A 15,841-nucleotide genomic window follows, 5' to 3' on the forward strand; every position below is an offset into this window, starting at 1 on the left:
AAGGTTTCCGACGACGGAGCCTAAGCAGCTAACAGCCTACACCCATTCCAGAAATCAGTGACAATACCAACACAATAAGAAGAATGGTCATGATCACGCCAAAAGCGAACATGGCAATTTGAAAAGCCAGCGTGCCAATACCGAGCAATACCGCAGCGGAAACCGCGCGCGGATTTTCCTTACACACACCAGCAATGGCGCCCAGGATCACGGCCCCCACCGCCAATACGGCAGTGACGATCTTCAAAATCCGATCCACATCATAATGAGGCCGCGAGACCTTTTCAGGGATTTGCTGGCCAGCCAATGAGGCCAGCAGTGATTCTTTGATAGCCACCGCTTTACCCGCAACAAGGCTTTCCAACGTCTGCTGAGGGGCAAATGGCCCGGCATAGAAATGCACCATCGCCAATAACAGCGCCAGGCCGCCTAGCGCAATCCCCGACCAACCGAATATATTTTGTCTCAACATGAGAAACCCTCCTTGGTGACTCGCGGTAATGTGCACATTATCTACTAGTTGCACACGGCGGTGGAAACTCTATTTTAGCCATACCGGCGAATTGCAGATTGCAGGTGTAGAATGCAGCGCGATTACAGCTCGATATTGAGCAGTGAATCCAGCTGTTGTAACAGCAACAGCAGCGGCAGACAGTTCGGCTGTTTATCCTTTAACGCTTCTTCAAAATAGGGGGTGATGGCAAAACGCGTTGGCAGTGGCGCATTGGCATCGAGCAGCGCATGCATCCTTGGCAACAGTATCCACTGCAACCACTCTTCGGCCTGCATGCTGTCGATGCAAAAGGGTTCCGTGCTGGCAAAAGCCTCGGCTTCTGGCGGCGTCAACTGCCACAACGCCAAATCCCGCATGGACTGTTCAATCGCCTGTAAATTGTGGCGAACCTGGTTGGATATACTCATCGACATTCCCGAACAATTTAAGCATGTTAATCAGCCTACGGCTGCAAGCCGCAAAGCATAACATTTAAGCCCAAAGCACCCAATTTTATCTGGTGGCGTCACGCCTGGCACGGCACAATACGCGCACCCAAAAATCACACATGATAAAAGACATGCCCGCAACATCACTCAATAAAAATCACGCTACGCCCGGTAAAGCCATGCTGGCTTCGGTTACCGGTTATGCTATGGACGGCTTCGATCTGTTGATACTCGGCTTTATGCTGCCGGTGATCACCACTGAGCTGGGTCTCACCTCATCACAAGCCGGTTCGCTGGTGACCTGGACATTGATCGGTGCAGTGATTGGCGGCGTGATCTTCGGCCATCTCAGCGACCGTTTTGGCCGCATCCGCGTGCTGACCATCACTATCCTGATGTTTTCGCTGTTTACCGGCCTGTGCGCCGTTGCCGTCGGCTACTGGGACTTGCTTGCCTATCGCACCCTAGCGGGGATTGGGCTGGGCGGTGAATTCGGCATTGGCATGGCGTTGATCGCCGAAGCCTGGCCCGCTGAGAAGCGCAACCGTGCCTCGGCCTATGTGGGGATGGGCTGGCAACTCGGCGTGCTTGCCGCAGCCTTCCTCACCCCGCTGTTGCTGCCTTATATCGGCTGGCGCGGCATGTTCCTGGTGGGTCTGCTGCCGGCGCTGGTTTCCTTCCTTATTCGCCGAACCATGGGCGAACCCAAAGCGTTTACACAGCAAAAAACCAGCGAACAGCAGCTCTCCTTTACTCAACGATTAAAGCTGCTATTTAAAGATCGCGCCACCGGCAAGGCCAGCCTAGGGATCTTCATCCTCTGCTCGGTGCAGAACTTTGGCTATTACGGGCTGATGATCTGGATGCCGACCTATCTGGCCAAAAACTTTGGCTTCTCGCTGACCAAATCTGGCGTCTGGACGGGGGTCACGGTGATCGGCATGACCTTCGGTATCTGGCTGTTTGGCGTATTGGCCGACCGCTTTCCCCGTTGGATCATCTTTGTCATTTATCAGGTTGGCGCCGTAGTGATGGTCATAAGCTATGCGCAACTCACCGATCCCACGCTGATGCTGTTTGCGGGTGCACTTATGGGAGTATTTGTTAACGGGATGATTGGCGGCTACGGCGCGCTGATTTCTGACACCTACCCAGTACAGGCTCGCGCCACGGCGCAGAATATCCTGTTCAACCTAGGCCGCGGCGTCGGTGGGTTGGGGCCATTGGTGATCGGTGCGCTGGTCACTCAGGTTTCCTTTACCGCCGCGATCAGCCTGCTGGCCGCTATTTACCTGTTGGATATTTTCGCCACGCTGTTCCTGCTACCGAAGAAACAAAGCACAGGCGATACGTTGGGGGCAATCGGGTAAACCTTGAGGAGGGAGGTCAGGCAGGATTTGCTGTCTGGCCTTTGCTCCAGACAAAAAGTTGGGGGCACTGCGTTAACAGTGCCCCCGGTTCGTTTTATAGCTAATCCCGCTACAAGTGTGCTCCCTGCTCAATCCCTGAAAACTTTTCCTTTCGGCCATCCTGACCAAAACAATCCTTCGCAAAATCCTCTAGCATCATCCTGACGCGGTTCCTCGGCCTTCCTGACCCACCAACAATCCTGTGTTGGCTCTCTATCTCCGTCCTGGAGGTGTCCTTGGTTTCAATCCTGAAACATCCTGTGTATCATCCTGATACCAATCCTTTCCACTCTTCCTGAGTGCATCCCTTTCTTCTTCCTGAAGCTGCATCATCCTGACGCTTTCCTGCTCCATCCGGCTTCCTTCCGGTAGACATAAGATCGCTTATTTCCTTCCCGTTAACAAGGGCATGTAGGACGGATTACGGTAAATTTGACTTAACCTACATCGGCAAAAATACATAACAAGCTGATATATATAACTAATAATTAAAAAACGGCTAACTAAATCGAAAAATTAAAAGCGATCTCTCACAGCTTTTGTAAGAGATCTCGCACACGCACTAAAGGCAAATTAGCCGATTAATTAACTCTGGGGCGTAAAGCATTGAGAAAATCCCCCAAACTGGCGGCTAATAGCGTGCGTTTTTTGCTGCCAAATTGCTCAAGCAGCACGTTGCCGCTGACATTACACAGCGACACTACCGTCATTTCCGATTCTGTGGTCGCCAGGAACAACGTAGGCGATAGCTTAAGGCGTTTTTGCGTCACCAGATGCCCAATCAGATTCTCCTGCAGCCGAATAAAGTCGTCTTCACTCCAGACCTGCAATAGCGTCAACGGATGCTCGCCAAACTCCGCATTCATATCCCCGGCATACTGTTGGGTATAGAAGGTGTGGATATCCGGCTGTAGTTGCAGTTCCAGCGCCTGCTCCACCTTTTCCAGGCTGGCCGCTGGCGTAAAAGGCTGTGGCAGCCACAGCACCGTATCATCGCGATTTTCGACAATACAGGGGGAAGCCACGCCGTACAGTTCCTGGCTAGCCGGGGCATGGCCATACTGCTGCTGCCATTTGTCGACATAACGCTGGGTAAATTCACGCAGGGCGTGCGATACATCATGGTCCATATTTTTTCTCGCATACGGTAAACTGGTGCCTATTGTACCTATCTAAGACCAAGGTGACAGCTCATGTCCTCCTATCAAGATCATCAGGCTCTGGCGGCACTGACGCTGGGCAAGCCAACCGCATACCGTGACTGCTACGATGCCTCACTGTTACAAGCGGTTCCTCGCAGCATGAACCGGGAGCCGCTGGGGCTTTATCCCGATAACCTGCCGTTCCACGGTGCCGATATCTGGACGCTGTATGAACTGTCCTGGCTCAATGCCAAGGGGCTGCCGCAGGTCGCGGTGGGAGAAATCAGCCTGAACGCCAACAGCGTCAACCTGATCGAGTCCAAAAGCTTCAAGCTTTATCTCAACAGCTTTAACCAAACCCACTTCCCGGACTGGGAAGCGGTACGCTCTACGCTACAACGCGATCTCGCCGCCTGCGCACAAGGGGATGTCAGCGTGAGCCTGTTCAGCGTCGAGCGGCTTGAAGGCAGCCCTATCGCCCGGTTGGAGGGTGAATGCCTCGACCAGCAAGACATCAGCATTGATAACTACGAGTTCGACACGGGTTACCTGGAAAGCGCAGCCGGTAGCCAAATCGTTGAGGAAACGCTGGTCAGCCATCTGCTGAAGTCCAACTGCCTGATCACCAACCAGCCCGATTGGGGCTCGGTGCAAATCCGCTATCGCGGTCCGCAGATCAACCGTGAAGCCCTGCTACGCTATCTGGTTTCGTTCCGTCATCACAACGAATTCCATGAACAGTGCGTTGAGCGGATCTTTAACGATCTGCTGCGTTTCTGCCAGCCGCAACAATTGAGCGTTTATGCCCGCTACACCCGGCGCGGTGGTCTGGATATCAACCCTTGGCGCAGCAATGTGGCGTTCGAACCGGCGCATGGCCGTCTGGCCCGTCAATAATGCTCAACAACTGAGCTAACAGGCGGTTTGTATTGGTAATAATCCGGAGACGGCGGTAAGGTTAAATCAAGAGTGCCCGCTTTTTGCTCAGGCATTCCAGTAGGCAATACAAAATTCTTACCGCAGTGCACAGAGACAGGTAAGGATTATTATCGCCCTATTTATGGGCGCAAAGGAGTTACCTTGATTACACATATCAGCCCACTTGGCGCTATGGATTTGTTGTCGCAGCTGGAAGTAGACATGCTGAAGCGTACCGCCAGCAGCGACCTGTACCGTTTGTTCCGCAACTGCTCCCTGGCGGTGTTAAACTCCGGCAGCCAGACCGACAACAGTAAACAGTTGCTATCGCGTTATGAAAACTTTGATATCAACGTACTGCGCCGTGAACGCGGCGTAAAACTGGAGCTGGTGAACCCGCCAGAAGAGGCTTTTGTTGATGGCCGCATTATTCGTTCACTGCAGGCCAACCTGTTTGCGGTGCTGCGCGATATCCTGTTTGTCCACGGCCAAATTGACAGCGCCGGGCGTTTCCAACACCTGAATTCGGAAGACTCCATTCATATCACCAATCTGGTGTTCTCCATCCTGCGTAATGCCCGCACGCTTCACCTCGACGAAGACCCGAATATGGTGGTGTGCTGGGGTGGCCACTCGATCAATGAAAACGAATATCTTTATGCCCGTAAGGTCGGTAGCCAGCTGGGCCTGCGCGAGCTGAATATCTGTACCGGCTGTGGGCCAGGGGCGATGGAAGCGCCAATGAAAGGGGCCGCCGTCGGCCATGCGCAGCAGCGCTACCACAACAGCCGCTTTATCGGCATGACCGAGCCCTCCATTATTGCCGCCGAGCCGCCGAATCCACTGGTTAACGAGCTGGTGATCATGCCAGATATCGAAAAACGTCTGGAAGCCTTTGTGCGGATCGCGCACGGTATCATTATTTTCCCTGGCGGGGTCGGTACAGCGGAAGAACTGCTGTATCTGTTGGGCATTCTGATGAACCCGGAAAACAGCGAGCAGGTACTGCCGCTGATCCTCACCGGGCCAAAAGAAAGCGCCGATTATTTCCGCGTGCTGGACGAATTCATCATGAATACGCTGGGCGAGAAGGCCCGCCGCCACTACACCATCATCATCGACGATCCGGCCGAAGTGGCCCGTCAGATGAAAAAGGCCATGCCGCTAGTGAAAGAAAACCGCCGCAATACCGGTGATGCCTACAGCTTTAACTGGTCGATGCGTATTGCACCGGACCTGCAGCTCCCCTTCGAGCCAAGCCATGAAAACATGGCCAACCTCAACCTGTACCCGAATCAACCGGCGGAACAGTTGGCTGCAGCCCTGCGACGTGCATTCTCAGGGATCGTAGCGGGTAACGTGAAGGAGAACGGCATCCATGCCATCGAACAGTTCGGCCCTTACAAGCTGCATGGCGATCCGTTGATGATGAAGCAGATGGATAACCTGTTGCAGGGCTTTGTCGCCCAGCACCGTATGAAACTGCCGGGAACCGCCTACGTGCCTTGCTACGAGATTGTAGCCTGATCCTCACCTCTGGGCGGCGTCATAGCCGCCCTTATTTTCTGACGTTATTGCCTTGCCTATGCCTATACATTTACTGATTGTCGATGCTCTGAACCTAATTCGCCGCATTCATGCGGTTCAAGGGTCCCCTTGTGTCAACGCTTGCAAGCATGCGCTACAGCAGTTGATTCAACACAGCCAGCCCACCCACGCCGTGGCGGTGTTCGACGAAGACGACCGTAGCGAGAGCTGGCGCCATCAAATTCTGCCCGATTACAAAGCCGGGCGTTCGCCGATGCCGGAAAACCTGCATCAGGAAATGCCGCAGCTGCGCGAAGCGTTTGCCGAGCTAGGGGTCGCCAGTTGGCACTCCGCAGGCAATGAGGCGGACGATCTGGCTGCGACGCTGACAGCGAAAATTGCCGCTGGTGGCCACCAGGTGACGATTGTCTCTACCGACAAAGGCTACTGCCAGTTGCTGGCTCCCAGCGTACAAATCCGTGACTACTTCCAGAAACGCTGGTTGGATATGCCGTTTGTGCAGCAAGAGTTTGGTGTGTTACCGCAACAGCTCACGGATTATTGGGGGCTGGCAGGCATTGGTAGCAGCAAGATCCCAGGCGTTGCCGGTATCGGGCCCAAAACGGCGGTATTGCTACTGCAACAGATGGGGAGTCTGGATGGTCTGTATCAACACCTGGAGCAGGTGCCGGAGAAGTGGCACAGCAAGCTGTTAGAGCACCGCGAGCTGGCCTATATCAGCAAGCAGGTCGCCACTTTGCGTACCGATCTGACGCTGGACGGCAATCTGCAACAGTTACGTTTGCCAATAAATTAAGGGCGCTGCCAGCAGCAACGCCCTTACGCCTTACTCGCGCTCGTCGCGGCGGCCGGGAATGGCCGACCACATGCGGCGCACGTGTACGGTGATCTCTTCACGATCGTGGTACAGCTGCTTGGCGTGGATCTCTGCGCTAATCCCCTCGTTGGCCAAGGCTTCGTGGATGCTTTGCAGGTTCTGCGCCACCTCTTCGTAGCGCTTCTTCATCGGCAGCTTCAGGTTAAAGATCGCCTCACGGCACCAGCCTTTGAGCAACCATTGGATCATCAGGCTGGTCACTTTTGCCGGCTTCTCCACCATATCGCACACTACCCAGTAGTTTTTGCTGGTGGTCGGCTCAAAGCGGAAGCCGTCGACACGATGGTGGGTCACCTGCCCGGTATCCATCAGGCTCGGGGCCATCGGGCCGTTGTCCACCGAATGAACCATCATGCTGCGTTTGACCAACTGATAGGTCCAGCCGCCAGGGCAAGCCCCCAGATCGACCGCAAACATCCCACTGCCTAAACGCTCGTCCCATTCGTCTGCCGGGATGAAAACGTGGAAAGCCTCTTCCAGCTTCAGCGTAGAGCGGCTTGGCGCATCGGACGGGAACTTCAGGCGTGGGATCCCCATATAGAACGGGGAGTTGTTGTTGCTATAGGAATATCCCACGTAGCAACAGCCCGGCGCGATAAAGAACACGTGTACCACCGGGCGAGAGGGATTCTCACGCGCCATCAGCACTTTCTGCTCACGCAATGCGCCGCGCAGCGGCACAGTCAGCTTGCGGCAGAACTTCAGCAGCTCTTTGCTTTCGTTGGTATCCGGTACTTCTACCCGTAATTCGCCGCCCCGATCGACCACGCCCATCAGCATGCCGACAATCGGTGAAACCCGATCTTCCGGCGGCAAATCACGCAGCAGTTCTCCCACCACCAGCATCTGGCGGGCAAAGATCAGCTCACGGAACGGGATTTCTTTCGCCAGGCGATCGGCATCGTCCGGCTGATAGCATTCAAACAGCACATAGCCGCTGTTGTCTTTAACCCTGGCAAAGCCAAACACTTCCAACTGGGCGGCCTTGTCGGTAATTTCCGCCGCGCACTCTTTCTCAAAGCCTTGGCGGCAGTACAACGCGATCTTATTCATGGCGCTCGGCCTTTTTCCTCAGACGCAAAGCGCCAATCAACATCAATGCCCAACCGATCAGGAAGCAGGTCCCGCCCACTGGCGTGACATAAACCCAAACCTTTTGGTGAGACAGCGCCAGACAGTACAGGCTGCCGCTGAACAACACGGTGCCGAGCGCCAACAGCGCTCCGCTCCAGTAAAACCACAGGCTGACCCGACGCTGCATGGCAACGGCCAGCCCCAGGATCGCCAGAGTATGGAAACCCTGATAATCAAGCCCGGTGCGGATCCAGGCCATTTCATTGACCCCAAGCGCACTACTCAATACGTGCGCACCAAACGCGCCCAGAGCAACATAGACAAAACCACTGATAGCAGCAAAAATCAGCATAGAACGGCTACTCATCATTATTCACCTTAATCGAGATTAACCAGCCACAACGTCACCGCAGCCGGCTTTATTGTTCATAGCGAAAGCGGAACTTCTCCTGTTCGCTGGCCGCACGCGCCAAGATCCATTGGCGAAAGGCGGCTATTTTACCCAGTTCTGCCTGGCTGTCATGACATACCAGATAAAAAGCGTTTTTACTTACCAACACATCGTTAAACGGGCAGACCAGCCGACCGGCTTCGATCTCGGTTTGCGCCATCACGTTATTCACCAGCGCAACCCCCTGGCCATGAACGGCCGCCTGGACCACCATGGCGCTATGGCTAAAGATTGGCCCTTGCTGCACGTTGATATGCTGTAACCCCAGTTGGCGGGTGTATGCCAGCCAGTCGCGGCGTGAAGTATCATGCAGAAGCGTATGATAAGCCAGATCGCCCGGCACTTTCAGTGCATGATCGCCCATTAACAGGCTGGGAGAACAAACCGGCAGCAGATACTCCGCGTACAGACGCTCGGCGCGCACTCCCGGCCAGTTGCCACGGCCATAAAAGATCGCCACGTCAACGTCATCCGCCAGCTTTTCTTCTTCGCGGTCAATGGCCTGGATGCGCACATCGATCCCCGGATAAGCTGAGTTAAAGCTGGAAAGACGTGGCACCAGCCACTGAATGGCAAAACTGGGTGGCAGGCTGACGGTCAGAGCCCCCTTGGCACTGCGTGCCTGAAGCTTGCGTGTTGCCTCATTGATCGAAGAGAAAATCTCTTTGATATCCAGGTAATAACTCTGCCCCTCTTCCGTCAGCAACAGAGAACGGTTGCGTCGTCGAAACAGTTTCAGCCCCAGGAAATCCTCCAGAGACTTGATCTGATGGCTGACTGCGGCCTGGGTAACAAACAGCTCCTCTGCCGCCTTGGTAAAGCTCAAATGGCGGGCTGCCGCGTCAAAAACCCGCAGAGCATTAAGAGGAGGGAGACGTTTAGACATTCATTGACCCTTTTGTATGGCAAACTGCGGCGTTGTCGGCTGAACGCGTCCTTACCGCTACCTAGCTGTGCCGAAAAATGCCGCGAGCGCAGGGACACGCCAGAGCGGCCAATTTGCAATTCATCGGCTTTAGTTACATTTATGTAACAAATGACCGCCGGGTTTCGCAAACGAGATCAGGCTGCATGATACATAACGCCACTAGCCCATCCGCGTGGACTATTGCCATTAGTTTTTTTAATCCGAGCCATTATAAATTGTCCGTTGAGCATGCGCCAGTAAATACCTATAGTGGCGACACTTCCTGGGCCGGAACGAAAAGGGATTGGGTGTCGAAGACGCCGATGAACTTTTGGCTTGTGGTTGTGATGTTGTGTTTGCAATTTGTCCGCCAATTCGGACATGGTAGCTAGGCTACTGTTTTTCACTTCCTGTACATTTACCCTGTCTGTCCATAGTGATTTTATGCAGCACCGCCAACTTCGCGGTGCTTTTTTTTGCCTGGAAGTTACTGATTACCTTCAACCATTTCCTTCACGTCGGCGCGGTTAATCTGCTGCTCAACGCCGTTGGCATCTTTGTAGCTGATCATCCCGGTATCGTCATCCACCTTGGGTTTTCCATCGGCGACAATGGTGCGTCCATCGCTGGTATGCATGACGTAGTTACTTGAGCAGGCTGCCAGGGTAAACGTGAGCATCAGGGCAGAGATAACTGCGGCTGTCTTGTTCATTTGTGACTCCTTGTAGATAAAAATGCTGTAAAAATCATTTCTGTTATTTAAGGGACTCATTCGAACGCCAATATTCAGCATAACAAACTTTCGTCAGATTTCCAGGAAACGGCGACAATTGTTCGGGATAACTTGTCTCTGACGGCAAAATAGGACAGGATCAATGGCTGACAAAGCCACTGATAATCAGCCGATGAAGCCTTTTGAGCCTACCTTGTTCCGCAGCCAGTTCCCGGCCCTTCAACAGGCAGGAATTTATCTGGACAGTGCCGCTACCGCGCTAAAACCGCAGGCGGTGATCGACGCCACGCAGCAGTTTTACAGCGCAGATGCCGCCACCGTACACCGCAGCCAACATCGTGCGGCACAGGATTTGACCCAGCGCTTTGAGCAGGCACGCCAGCAGGTTGCCACCTTGATTAATGCCCCTTGTGCGGACGACATCGTTTGGACCCGCGGCACCACGGAAGCCATCAATTTAGTCGCGCAGAGCTATGCTCGCCCACGCCTGCAGCCGGGAGATCAGATCCTGGTTAGCGAGGCGGAGCATCATGCCAACCTGATCCCGTGGTTGATGGTGGCAGAACAGACCGGTGCCGAAGTGGTGAAGCTGCCGCTTGGCCCCGATCGCCTGCCAGATTTGACGCTGCTCCCTACGCTGTTGTGCGAGAAAACCCGCATTCTGGCCTTGGGGCAAATGTCCAACGTCACGGGAGGCTGCCCGGATATCGCGCTGGCTATTGAGCTGGCCCATGCGGTGAACGCGGTAGTGATGATCGACGGCGCACAGGGCATTGTGCATTGCCCTGCCGATATTCAGCGGCTCGATATCGATTTCTACGCCTTCTCAGCGCATAAACTCTATGGCCCAACGGGCATTGGTGCGTTGTATGGCAAAACCGCGCTGCTGGCTCAAATGGGGCCATGGCAAGGCGGGGGGAAAATGCTGACGCAGGCTTCTTTCAGCGGCTTTACGCCACAAAAACCACCGCACTGTTTTGAAGCCGGTACGCCAAATATTGCCGGAGTGCTGGGGTTGGGTGCCGCGTTGAGCTGGCTGGAAACGCAGGATATGGCCGCCGCCGAGCAATACAGCCGCGCCCTGGCGCAAAATGCCGAACAGCGTTTGCAGCAGTTACCCGGATTTCGCAGCTTCCGCAGTTCCGGCTCCAGCCTGCTGGCCTTTGATATCGCCGGGATCCACCACAGCGATATCGTCACCCTGTTAGCCGAACAGAACATCGCGGTACGCGCGGGCCAACACTGCGCCCAACCTTTGATCGCCGCATTAGGGGTCAGCGGAACGTTACGTGCGTCATTTGCGCCTTATAATACGCCGCAAGACGTCGATGCTCTGGTGCTGGCATTAACTAACGCCATCGAACTACTGGCGGAATAAGATGCACAACGGAGAACCGATGCTTGCCCCTCACCCTTTTGGCCGTGAAATCACCGCCGAGACGCTGATAACAACCTTCAGCGCGCTAAAACAGTGGGAAGACCGTTACCGCCAACTGATCATGCTGGCGAAACGCTTGCCATCGCTGGCGGCCGATCTACGGCAAACGGAGATGGAACTGAGCGGTTGCGAAAACCGGGTCTGGTTGGGGCACCAGCGGTTGGCAGATGGAACACTGCATTTTTATGGCGACAGCGAAGGACGCATTGTGCGCGGCCTGCTGGCGATCCTGCTGACCGCAGTCGAAGGCAAAACGCCTCAGCAGGTCTTAGCTATCGATCCTTTGGCCCTGTTTGATAGCTTGGCGCTGCGTGCCCAGCTCAGCGCCACCCGAGCCAGCGGCCTGGCAGCCTTGGCGGCCAGGGTACACGCCATCGCTGCCAGCTATGCCTGACGTGCCGCCTTTGCCACCATCTTCTTCAACGCGTGGGAGACGGCAATAAAGCCAAAGGTCGCGGTGACCATGGTCGCCGCGCCAAAACCCGCGCTGCAATCCATTCTTTTCGGCCCTTCTGCAGTACTGCGTGAGGCGCATACTGAACCATCCGGCTGCGGATATACCAGCGGCTCGGTGGAGAAGACGCAGTCGATCCCCAGCTTGCCTTTGCTGTTTTTCACCACGTTAAAGTCGTTCTTCAACCTTTCACGCAGCTTGGCGGCCAGCGGATCCTGGATGGTTTTGGCCAGATCGGCCACGGCGATCTGCGTAGGATCGATCTGCCCACCGGCACCGCCGGTAGTCACCACCGGGATCTTGTAGCGTCGGCAATAGGCCAACAACGCCGCTTTGGGCCGCACGCTGTCGATCGCATCAATCACATAGCTGAAATTATGGTTCAACAGCTCGGCGACGTTGTCCGGGGTAATAAAATCATCTACGCAGGTCACCCGGCATTCCGGGTTGATCGCCAGGATCCGTTCCGCCATCACTTCGGTTTTCGATTGGCCAACATGCTGGCGCAAAGCATGGATCTGCCGATTGGTGTTGGTGACGCAGACGTCATCCATGTCGATCAGGGTGATCGCACCAATGCCGGTGCGTGCCAGCGCTTCAGCCGCCCATGAACCGACCCCGCCAATGCCGATCACACAAACGTGCGCCTGGGCAAACAGGGCCAATGCCGGCTGGCCGTACAGGCGTGCCGTGCCGCCAAAACGCTGTAGATAGGCCTCTGAATAGGCTGTACTCATTTTGCTTTACTTACCTTGGTTGCAAATAGGCAGGGCCGGAAGATCCGGCCCTGCGGGTCAAGCTATATGCCATCGTTCTTAGCGGGTAACCAACTGGGAACCACTCGAGGCGGTCAACGGTTGATTGGCGCTAAACAGCTGTGCCCCAGGATTACCGCCTTTCAATACCCAGACCCGGCCATAGTGATTATAGAACCCTGCCGAGTGACCGGCTTCTGGGCCAATCCCCTGGTACATGTCAAAGTGCTGGCCCTTGATGGCGCCACCCACGTCGAGAGCGACCATCAGGCGCATTTCATATTTTCCCGTGAACTTGCCCTTGTTGTCCAGTAGCGGGACTTCTGCCAGCAACGTGGTACCGGCCGGGATCAGGGAGCGATCGGAGGCCACGGAGGCTTTGGCAATCAGCGGCACCGCGCTGGCCCCTTTCACCGGAGCAAAAGGCACCGGGTGGAAGAACACGAACGACGGGTTTTGCTCCAGCAGTTCGCGCACCTCGGCTTCGCTGTGGGTATCCGCCCACTGGCGAATGGCTTGCATGGACATGTCGGCCTTGGCCACTTCGCCGCGATCGATCAGCACCTTGCCGATACTGCGGTAAGCATGGCCGTTCTTGCCGCTATAACCAAAGAACACCAGTGGCTGGCCATTGCCGAAATCGACATAGCCGCTGCCCTGCACTTCCATCATGAAGTTATCCATCAGGGAGTTGGTGTAAGCGATGATGTAACGGCTGTCCAGCGCCCCTGAGTAGATACCGGCACGATCCGGCAGGCGGCGCTTGCCTTTGGCTGGCATGCTGTACAGCGGGTAGCGGAATTCGCCCTGTTGGGTATAACGCGCCTGCAGCACCGGGGTGTAATAGCCGGTGAACTGGACGTTGCCATAGCTATCTACGCCTTCCATCTGATAGGCGCTGAGGCCGAACTGGTTCAGTTGGCGCGTATCCGCCCCCGCCGCCATCCAGTTTTGCACCGCCTGATAGGTGGCGTTATTGCGGTTAAACAGCGACGGCGAAGCGTATTTAATCTCCATCAGCTGGTTGGCGTAATCCTGGCCGTTGATCGGGGCGCCTCTGGCATTGGGGCGATTCACCAACTCCAGCGACTGATCCAGATGACCATCTTTATACTGCTGCCCCCGGTCGGTCGGTTTTGACGAACAACCGGCCAGTACCGCAATCACTAACCCACCGAGCAGGTATTTGCCCCAACGTCCTTTCATTGCACACTCTCTCAGACTGATATGTTCCATACCCAATGGATACGGGTAAACTGGCTGAACGATAACAAACGGCCATAGATAAAGGAATCGCTACCGCTAAAAATTCCCAGCCAGATGATTATGATGAAAAAAAACGCAAATTGGGGACTAATGCAGCATAAAAATGGCTTTCGGTGAATTATATGCAAAAAGGGTTTGCAACAAAATGCCTGGAGAGTATAGTGCGCTTCCATCGGACGCGGGGTGGAGCAGCCTGGTAGCTCGTCGGGCTCATAACCCGAAGGTCGTCGGTTCAAATCCGGCCCCCGCAACCAACCGATACTGTGATAACGGTATCAAAAATGTGTTGGATTCGATGAAAGAAAAGGTATTATACGGACGCGGGGTGGAGCAGCCTGGTAGCTCGTCGGGCTCATAACCCGAAGGTCGTCGGTTCAAATCCGGCCCCCGCAACCAACCGATACGGCAATAGCGGTATCACATGAAGGGTTGGTTCGATAATATCAGTATCAAGACGGACGCGGGGTGGAGCAGCCCGGTAGCTCGTCGGGCTCATAACCCGAAGGTCGTCAGTTCAAATCTGGCCCCCGCAACCAATCTTGATAACATCAGACAAGCACCTTAACGGGTGTTTTTTTGTATCTGAATTTCCCCCTACCTTCCCAATTAACTACGCCGCCCCTCCTTGGGCTACGCCTGGTTTAACGCCGTGCCAATGCGCCACCGTTGGCGAAATAGGCTTTGATCCCGGCCAGAATAGATTGCGCCACCTGCTGCTGAAAATGGCTGGTGCGCAGCTTGCGCTCTTCTTCCAGATTGCTGATAAACGCCGTTTCCACCAGGATCGACGGAATATCCGGGGCCTTCAATACGGCAAAGCCAGCCTGATCGACACGATTCTTATGCAGACGGTTAATTTTACCCATCCGATTCAGCACTTCCTTACCGAATTTCAGGCTGTCATTGACGGTGGCGGTCTGCAAGAGATCGAACATGGTATGATCCAGGTAGCGATCGCCACTCTTGCTGACTCCGCCGATATCGTCGGCGGCGTTCTGGGTTTGCGCCAGAAACTTGGCGGCGTTACTGGTTGCCCCTTTGGTAGAAAGCGCAAACACCGAGGAACCGCGTGCCGCACGGTTGCTGAAGGCATCGGCGTGGATCGAGACAAACAGATCGGCCCGCTGCTTACGCGCTTTGGCTACACGTACCTTTAATGGGATAAACACGTCTTCATTACGCGTCATAAACACTTTCATGTTGGGTTCGCGTTTGATCAGCGCACTGAGACGACGGGCAATCTGCAGCACGATATCTTTTTCACGGGTTTTATTTTTGCCAATGGCTCCCGGATCTTCCCCGCCGTGCCCAGGATCGAGCATGATCACAATCGGCCGATCGCGCCCTGCCTTACCGGCCTGTGGTGCTTCTGCCGGTAACGTCCGCTCCAGATCGCCCTTGTTGTAATCTTCCAGTAACGCCAACAGCGGATCATACTCTTCACCGCTGCCCCCCTTGGTAGGATAAAGATCCATTACCAGGCGGTTACGATATTCCGAGACGGGAGTCAGGGTAAACATATTTGGGCTGACGCTTTGCTTGAGTTCCAGCACCAGCCTGACGGTATTCTTGTCAAACTGGCCGACCCGCGCCTGTTTCAGATAGGGATCTTCTTTGCGCACCTGTCCGGCGATGCCTTTAAGCACGCTATTCAGCTGTACCCCTTCCACATCCACCACGATGCGTTCTGGATTGGTCAGGGCAAACTGTTTGTATTTTAGCGGGACATTGGATTCCAGCGTGACTCGGGTATAGGTCGAGGAAGGCCAGACACGAACGGCAATCACATGAGAAGCAGCGGCGAAACCAACGCGACTCACACTCAGCAACCAGGTTGCAGCAACCCCCTGCAACAAACGACGGCGACCCGGATTGTGATTAGAGTTAGGCATGCGGCTCCGGTAAAAATAACGATTAAAAAAACAGC

16 protein-coding genes and 3 tRNA genes are annotated in these 15,841 nt (G+C 54.9%); 9 read left to right on the forward strand and 10 right to left on the reverse strand.

Going from position 1 to position 15,841, the window contains the following annotated elements; genetic code table 11:
• Positions 1 to 28: 28 nt before the first annotated feature.
• Positions 29 to 472, reverse strand: coding sequence for a hypothetical protein (locus tag ACMV5H_RS13055; protein WP_021806116.1), 444 nt, complete (start codon positions 470 to 472; stop codon positions 29 to 31).
• Between the two features lie 122 nt (positions 473 to 594).
• Positions 595 to 921, reverse strand: a complete 327-nt coding sequence (locus ACMV5H_RS13060) for a YqcC family protein (protein ID WP_024484306.1) — start codon at positions 919 to 921, stop codon at positions 595 to 597.
• A 152-nt stretch (positions 922 to 1,073) separates the two neighbouring features.
• Here ACMV5H_RS13060 and ACMV5H_RS13065 point away from each other — a divergent pair, with 152 nt between their 5' ends.
• Positions 1,074 to 2,312: an MFS transporter gene (locus ACMV5H_RS13065; protein WP_021179895.1), complete on the forward strand. Its 1,239-nt coding sequence runs from the start codon at positions 1,074 to 1,076 to the stop codon at positions 2,310 to 2,312.
• A gap of 620 nt (positions 2,313 to 2,932) precedes the next feature.
• Here ACMV5H_RS13065 and syd read toward each other — a convergent pair.
• Positions 2,933 to 3,481, reverse strand: coding sequence for a SecY-interacting protein (gene syd / locus ACMV5H_RS13070; RefSeq protein ID WP_021179894.1), 549 nt, complete (start codon positions 3,479 to 3,481; stop codon positions 2,933 to 2,935).
• A 63-nt stretch (positions 3,482 to 3,544) separates the two neighbouring features.
• On the opposite strand from syd, the gene queF reads away from it, so the two are divergent.
• From queF to xni, 3 genes are all read left to right on the forward strand, one after another.
• A complete protein-coding gene (queF, locus tag ACMV5H_RS13075) occupies positions 3,545 to 4,390 on the forward strand; it encodes an NADPH-dependent 7-cyano-7-deazaguanine reductase QueF (RefSeq protein ID WP_414821952.1) in 846 nt (281 codons plus the stop codon).
• Positions 4,391 to 4,573: 183 nt separating this feature from the next.
• Positions 4,574 to 5,938 carry a nucleotide 5'-monophosphate nucleosidase PpnN gene (gene ppnN, locus ACMV5H_RS13080; RefSeq protein WP_021179892.1) on the forward strand — a complete coding sequence of 455 codons (1,365 nt, stop codon included), beginning with the start codon at positions 4,574 to 4,576 and terminating at the stop codon, positions 5,936 to 5,938.
• 58 nt (positions 5,939 to 5,996) lie between these two features.
• Positions 5,997 to 6,755 (forward strand): flap endonuclease Xni, encoded by a 759-nt coding sequence (gene xni / locus ACMV5H_RS13085; RefSeq protein WP_021806119.1) that lies wholly within the window; start codon positions 5,997 to 5,999, stop codon positions 6,753 to 6,755.
• 30 nt (positions 6,756 to 6,785) lie between these two features.
• Here xni and rlmM read toward each other — a convergent pair whose 3' ends face one another.
• The 4 genes from rlmM to ACMV5H_RS13105 all read right to left on the reverse strand — a co-directional run bounded on the left by rlmM (position 6,786) and on the right by ACMV5H_RS13105 (position 9,980).
• The gene (gene rlmM, locus ACMV5H_RS13090; RefSeq protein ID WP_021179890.1) at positions 6,786 to 7,889 is read right to left on the reverse strand and encodes a 23S rRNA (cytidine(2498)-2'-O)-methyltransferase RlmM; all 1,104 of its coding nucleotides are present in this window, start codon (positions 7,887 to 7,889) and stop codon (positions 6,786 to 6,788) included.
• Positions 7,882 to 8,277, reverse strand: a complete 396-nt coding sequence (locus ACMV5H_RS13095; RefSeq protein WP_024484299.1) for a DUF423 domain-containing protein — start codon at positions 8,275 to 8,277, stop codon at positions 7,882 to 7,884. Before ACMV5H_RS13095 ends, rlmM begins: the two co-directional genes overlap by 8 nt.
• A 52-nt stretch (positions 8,278 to 8,329) precedes the next feature.
• A complete protein-coding gene (locus tag ACMV5H_RS13100; RefSeq protein ID WP_115159688.1) occupies positions 8,330 to 9,247 on the reverse strand; it encodes a transcriptional regulator GcvA in 918 nt (305 codons plus the stop codon).
• Positions 9,248 to 9,755: 508 nt separating this feature from the next.
• Positions 9,756 to 9,980, reverse strand: a complete 225-nt coding sequence (locus ACMV5H_RS13105) for a YgdI/YgdR family lipoprotein (RefSeq protein WP_021806121.1) — start codon at positions 9,978 to 9,980, stop codon at positions 9,756 to 9,758.
• Positions 9,981 to 10,173: 193 nt separating this feature from the next.
• Between ACMV5H_RS13105 and csdA the strand changes: the two genes are divergently transcribed.
• Together csdA and csdE are read left to right on the forward strand one after the other, a co-directional pair.
• The gene (gene csdA / locus ACMV5H_RS13110) at positions 10,174 to 11,379 is read left to right on the forward strand and encodes a cysteine desulfurase CsdA (protein ID WP_115159711.1); all 1,206 of its coding nucleotides are present in this window, start codon (positions 10,174 to 10,176) and stop codon (positions 11,377 to 11,379) included.
• Between the two features lie 19 nt (positions 11,380 to 11,398).
• A complete protein-coding gene (gene csdE, locus ACMV5H_RS13115; RefSeq protein ID WP_024484295.1) occupies positions 11,399 to 11,833 on the forward strand; it encodes a cysteine desulfurase sulfur acceptor subunit CsdE in 435 nt (144 codons plus the stop codon).
• Here csdE and tcdA read toward each other — a convergent pair.
• Complete coding sequence (gene tcdA, locus ACMV5H_RS13120; RefSeq protein WP_021806123.1) at positions 11,824 to 12,630, reverse strand: tRNA cyclic N6-threonylcarbamoyladenosine(37) synthase TcdA; 807 nt, start codon at positions 12,628 to 12,630, stop codon at positions 11,824 to 11,826. The two genes, csdE and tcdA, sit on opposite strands and share 10 nt — an antisense overlap.
• A gap of 78 nt (positions 12,631 to 12,708) precedes the next feature.
• Entirely contained in the window at positions 12,709 to 13,854 is a 1,146-nt protein-coding gene (gene mltA, locus ACMV5H_RS13125; RefSeq protein ID WP_021179883.1) for a murein transglycosylase A, read from the reverse strand.
• A 237-nt stretch (positions 13,855 to 14,091) separates the two neighbouring features.
• Here mltA and ACMV5H_RS13130 point away from each other — a divergent pair.
• The 3 genes from ACMV5H_RS13130 to ACMV5H_RS13140 all read left to right on the forward strand — a co-directional run bounded on the left by ACMV5H_RS13130 (position 14,092) and on the right by ACMV5H_RS13140 (position 14,450).
• A tRNA-Met gene (locus tag ACMV5H_RS13130) sits at positions 14,092 to 14,168 on the forward strand.
• 65 nt (positions 14,169 to 14,233) lie between these two features.
• Positions 14,234 to 14,310: transfer RNA gene (locus ACMV5H_RS13135), tRNA-Met, on the forward strand.
• Between the two features lie 63 nt (positions 14,311 to 14,373).
• A tRNA-Met gene (locus ACMV5H_RS13140) sits at positions 14,374 to 14,450 on the forward strand.
• Between the two features lie 105 nt (positions 14,451 to 14,555).
• Here the strand turns inward: ACMV5H_RS13140 and amiC are convergent.
• The gene (gene amiC / locus ACMV5H_RS13145) at positions 14,556 to 15,806 is read right to left on the reverse strand and encodes an N-acetylmuramoyl-L-alanine amidase AmiC (protein WP_021179882.1); all 1,251 of its coding nucleotides are present in this window, start codon (positions 15,804 to 15,806) and stop codon (positions 14,556 to 14,558) included.
• Positions 15,807 to 15,841: the final 35 nt, after the last annotated feature.

It is taken from the genome of Serratia sp. N21D137, assembly GCF_047530005.1.
Classification (GTDB): domain Bacteria; phylum Pseudomonadota; class Gammaproteobacteria; order Enterobacterales; family Enterobacteriaceae; genus Chania; species Chania fonticola_B.

Excerpts from the sequence above, each read along its gene's own strand:
- ACMV5H_RS13055 (WP_021806116.1), bottom strand. The coding sequence starts at position 472 with ATGTTGAGACAAAATATATTCGGTTGGTCGGGGATTGCGCTAGGCGGC.
- ACMV5H_RS13060 (WP_024484306.1), bottom strand. The coding sequence starts at position 921 with ATGAGTATATCCAACCAGGTTCGCCACAATTTACAGGCGATTGAACAG.
- ACMV5H_RS13065 (WP_021179895.1), top strand. The coding sequence starts at position 1,074 with ATGCCCGCAACATCACTCAATAAAAATCACGCTACGCCCGGTAAAGCC.
- syd (WP_021179894.1), bottom strand. The coding sequence starts at position 3,481 with ATGGACCATGATGTATCGCACGCCCTGCGTGAATTTACCCAGCGTTAT.
- queF (WP_414821952.1), top strand. The coding sequence starts at position 3,545 with ATGTCCTCCTATCAAGATCATCAGGCTCTGGCGGCACTGACGCTGGGC.
- xni (WP_021806119.1), top strand. The coding sequence starts at position 5,997 with ATGCCTATACATTTACTGATTGTCGATGCTCTGAACCTAATTCGCCGC.
- rlmM (WP_021179890.1), bottom strand. The coding sequence starts at position 7,889 with ATGAATAAGATCGCGTTGTACTGCCGCCAAGGCTTTGAGAAAGAGTGC.
- ACMV5H_RS13095 (WP_024484299.1), bottom strand. The coding sequence starts at position 8,277 with ATGAGTAGCCGTTCTATGCTGATTTTTGCTGCTATCAGTGGTTTTGTC.
- ACMV5H_RS13100 (WP_115159688.1), bottom strand. The coding sequence starts at position 9,247 with ATGTCTAAACGTCTCCCTCCTCTTAATGCTCTGCGGGTTTTTGACGCG.
- ACMV5H_RS13105 (WP_021806121.1), bottom strand. The coding sequence starts at position 9,980 with ATGAACAAGACAGCCGCAGTTATCTCTGCCCTGATGCTCACGTTTACC.
- csdA (WP_115159711.1), top strand. The coding sequence starts at position 10,174 with ATGAAGCCTTTTGAGCCTACCTTGTTCCGCAGCCAGTTCCCGGCCCTT.
- csdE (WP_024484295.1), top strand. The coding sequence starts at position 11,399 with ATGCTTGCCCCTCACCCTTTTGGCCGTGAAATCACCGCCGAGACGCTG.
- tcdA (WP_021806123.1), bottom strand. The coding sequence starts at position 12,630 with ATGAGTACAGCCTATTCAGAGGCCTATCTACAGCGTTTTGGCGGCACG.
- mltA (WP_021179883.1), bottom strand. The coding sequence starts at position 13,854 with ATGAAAGGACGTTGGGGCAAATACCTGCTCGGTGGGTTAGTGATTGCG.
- amiC (WP_021179882.1), bottom strand. The coding sequence starts at position 15,806 with ATGCCTAACTCTAATCACAATCCGGGTCGCCGTCGTTTGTTGCAGGGG.